Origin of the sequence: Shimwellia pseudoproteus, assembly GCF_016415625.1 — a bacterium.
GTDB classification, from domain to species: Bacteria; Pseudomonadota; Gammaproteobacteria; order Enterobacterales; family Enterobacteriaceae; genus Shimwellia; species Shimwellia pseudoproteus.
In genome coordinates, this window is sequence record NZ_WBXP01000099.1 from 1 (window position 1) to 3,582 (window position 3,582).

The window sequence follows — 3,582 nt, forward strand, 5'->3', positions numbered from 1 at the left end:
TTGAACTTTTGCTTTGTCACAGGATGTCGCTACAGGGTCAGGAGTGTGGTGATCTGATCCTAATTTCGGCTAAAAGTTCGATTTATTCAACAAAGCCGAATGGCGTGTTAAATTATGAACATATTGGCATTATGTATTTATCGGGGATTATTTTATTGATCGTCGGTCAGTATGTGTTCAATAAATTAAAATATCGTTTTGCAGAGATCTTGTAATGGAACCAGTAATTAAATTTGATAACGTAACCAAGCAGTATCCGCTTTATCATCATATTGGTTCTGGTATTAAAGAGCTGCTTTTTCATCCCCGCCGGGCGCTTGGTTTATTTAAAGGGCGTAAATATCTGGCGATTGAGAATATTTCCTTTACGGTAAATAAAGGGGAAGCGGTTGCCCTGATTGGCCGCAATGGCGCGGGTAAAAGTACCTCTCTGGGGCTGGTCGCTGGTGTAATGAAACCGACATCGGGGACTGTGACGACTCACGGACGTATCGCTTCAATGTTGGAGCTTGGCGGAGGTTTTCACCCAGAACTTACCGGCCGCGAAAATATCTATCTTAATGCCACGCTGTTGGGGTTACGCCGTAAAGATGTACAGGCTCGTATTGATCAAATTATTGAATTTTCTGAGCTAGGCGATTTTATTGATGAACCTATCCGGGTGTATTCCAGTGGGATGCTGGCAAAACTGGGTTTTTCTGTTATTACCCAGGTTGACCCTGATATCCTGATTATTGATGAAGTGCTGGCGGTAGGCGATATCTCTTTTCAAACCAAATGCTTAAAAACGATTAACGATTTTAAACGCCGCGGTGTCACTATTCTGTTTGTCAGTCATAATATGAGTGATGTCGAGAAAATTTGCGATCGGGTGGTATGGATTGAAAATCACCACCTACGCGAGATCGGTCCTGCTACCGAGGTTGTGGAAAAATACAAACAAGCTATGGCTTAATTTTTGGATTTTCAATGAACAGTATTAAAATTTATACTTGCCATCACAAGCCAAGCTCTTTTCTGTCTGCGGCGGTGATCCATCCTCTTCACGTTGGTAAAGCAAATTCGTTAAATGACATTGGATGTCAGGGAGATGACACTGGCGACAGTATTTCATTTAAAAATCCATTTTATTGTGAGCTAACAGCACATTATTGGGTCTGGAAAAATGAAGCACTGGCGGACTATGTCGGTTTTATGCATTATCGCCGCCATTTGAATTTTTCTGAAAAGCAGGACTACCCTGAAGATGTCTGGGGAGTAGTTAATGCCCCGGCGATTGATGACAATTATGAAGAACAATTTGGTCTGGGCGAAGATACGATTCGTACAACCCTGGGTGATTATGATCTTCTGTTGCCGCGTAAATGGTCTGTGACCTCCGCAGGTAGTGAGAACAACTACGATCACTATAAAAAAGGTGAATTCTTACATATTGCCGATTATCAGGCAGCACTGGATGTGGTGGCTGAACTTTATCCGCAGTATGTACCGGCAATTAAAACCTTTAATAATGCGACAGACGGCTACTATACCAACATGTTTGTGATGAAAAGAGACATGTTTGTTGCCTATTCTGAATGGCTTTTCTCTGTTCTGGATGTGCTGGAAACACGCATATTCATGAATAATTATAATGCCCAGGAAAAACGGGTAATTGGTCATATCGCGGAGCGCCTGTTTAATATTTATATTATTAAACAATTATCGGATAATAAATTAAAACTCAAAGAATTACAGCGTACTTTTGTTACCAGCGAAACATTCAACGGTAAGCTTGAGCCTGTATTTACTGAACAGTCGGTGCCTATTGTTATCAGTTTTGATGATAATTATTCGGTAAGTGGTGGTGCATTAATTAACTCCATCCTGCGCCACGCCGATACAAAGAAAAACTACGATATTGTGGTGCTGGAAAATAAAGTTTCCATACTGAATAAGCAGCGTATGGTGGCGCTGGTTCAGGGGCGGCCAAATGTAAGTCTGCGTTTCTTTGATGTTAATGTTTTCAGTGAAATGAGCAGTGTGCATACGCGTGCACATTTTAGTGCTTCGACTTATGCTCGTCTATTTATTCCGCTGCTGTTCCGTGAGTTTGATAAAGTCATCTTTATTGACTCGGATACCGTGGTCAAAACCGACCTTGCCCAATTGATGGATGTTAAATTGGGCGATAATTTGGTTGGTGCTGTGAAAGACATCGTCATGGAAGGGTTTGTTAAGTTTGGTGCGATGTCCGAATCCGACGACGGCATAATGCCCGCGGGGCAATATCTGAAATCAACCTTGCGGATGACTAACCCGGATGCCTATTTCCAGGCCGGAATTATTATCTTTAACGTGGCTAAAATGGTTGAGGAAAATACTTTTGCTGAGCTGATGGCTACTATGAAGGCAAAAAAATATTGGTTCCTTGATCAGGATATTATGAACAAAGTGTTCTATGGGCGGGTGGAGTTTTTGCCACTGGAATGGAACGTCTATCATGGCAACGGTAATACAGATGATTTTTTCCCAAATTTAAAATTCGCAACCTATATGCGTTTTCTTCAGGCCCGTAAAGCACCCAATATGATCCATTATGCGGGGGAGAACAAGCCCTGGAATACCGAGAAAGTCGATTTCTTCGATGATTTTATGGAGAATATTGCTGGTACCGCTTGGGAGCATATTGTCATGAATCGTCTGCAGTCAGGGGCGCTCGGACTATCAAATGGTGCGGCAACAGCGGCAAAAAATAAGGTCCTATTGCAGACCAAAGTTAAGAATAGATTAAAGCCTTATCTAAATAAATATGCGCCGATTGGTTCTCCACGACGTAATTTAATTACAAAATACTACTACAAATTAAGACGTATGATTCTCGGACAATAATGCAAGAGACAACAATGAAAGTTAAAAATATTTTAATTGTGGGTGCCGGTTTCTCCGGTGCTGTTATTGGGCGTCAGCTTGCTGAACAAGGACATAAAATTACCATTATCGATCAGCGTAACCACAGCGCTGGTAATGCTTATGATGCCCGTGACAAAGAAACCGATGTGATGGTCCATGTCTATGGACCACATATTTTCCATACCGATAATGAGACTGTGTGGGAATTTGTTAATCGATTTTCTGAAATGGTGCCCTATACCAATCGGGTCAAAGCAACGGTTAACGGGCAAGTATTTTCGCTACCGATTAATCTGCACACCATTAATCAGTTCTTTGGTAAAACGTGCTCCCCGGATGAGGCTAAAGCATTAATTGCAGAGAAAGGTGATAGCTCTATCACTCACCCACAAACGTTTGAAGATCAGGCGCTGCGCTTTATTGGTAAAGAGCTGTACGAAGCCTTCTTCAAAGGTTACACCATCAAACAGTGGGGTATGCAACCCGCTGAGTTACCGGCTTCGATCCTGAAACGTCTGCCTGTACGTTTTAATTATGATGATAACTACTTCAACCATAAATTCCAGGGAATGCCAAAAGACGGTTATACCAAAGGAAGGTGCGAATAAGCAGGTCATTTCTTCCCAAGCTGACTCGCTGATTAAAATTTCGCGGATCTGGGCCGATTTTTTTCCCGCAAACACATCGAAT

2 protein-coding genes and 2 pseudogenes are annotated in these 3,582 nt (G+C 42.0%); all 4 read left to right on the forward strand.

Features of this window, described 5'->3' with window-relative positions:
- Positions 1–215: pseudogene (locus tag F9C28_RS20290) on the forward strand (hypothetical protein); the annotation flags it as partial.
- A complete protein-coding gene (locus F9C28_RS19775; RefSeq protein ID WP_199016952.1) occupies positions 215–955 on the forward strand; it encodes an ABC transporter ATP-binding protein in 741 nt (246 codons plus the stop codon). The pseudogene F9C28_RS20290 and the gene F9C28_RS19775, both read left to right, overlap by 1 nt.
- Before the next feature lie 14 nt (positions 956–969).
- A complete protein-coding gene (locus F9C28_RS19780) occupies positions 970–2,871 on the forward strand; it encodes a DUF4422 domain-containing protein (RefSeq protein ID WP_199016953.1) in 1,902 nt (633 codons plus the stop codon).
- Between the two features lie 14 nt (positions 2,872–2,885).
- Positions 2,886–3,485, forward strand: a pseudogene (locus tag F9C28_RS19785) (UDP-galactopyranose mutase); the annotation flags it as partial.
- Between the last annotated feature and the right edge of the window lie 97 nt (positions 3,486–3,582).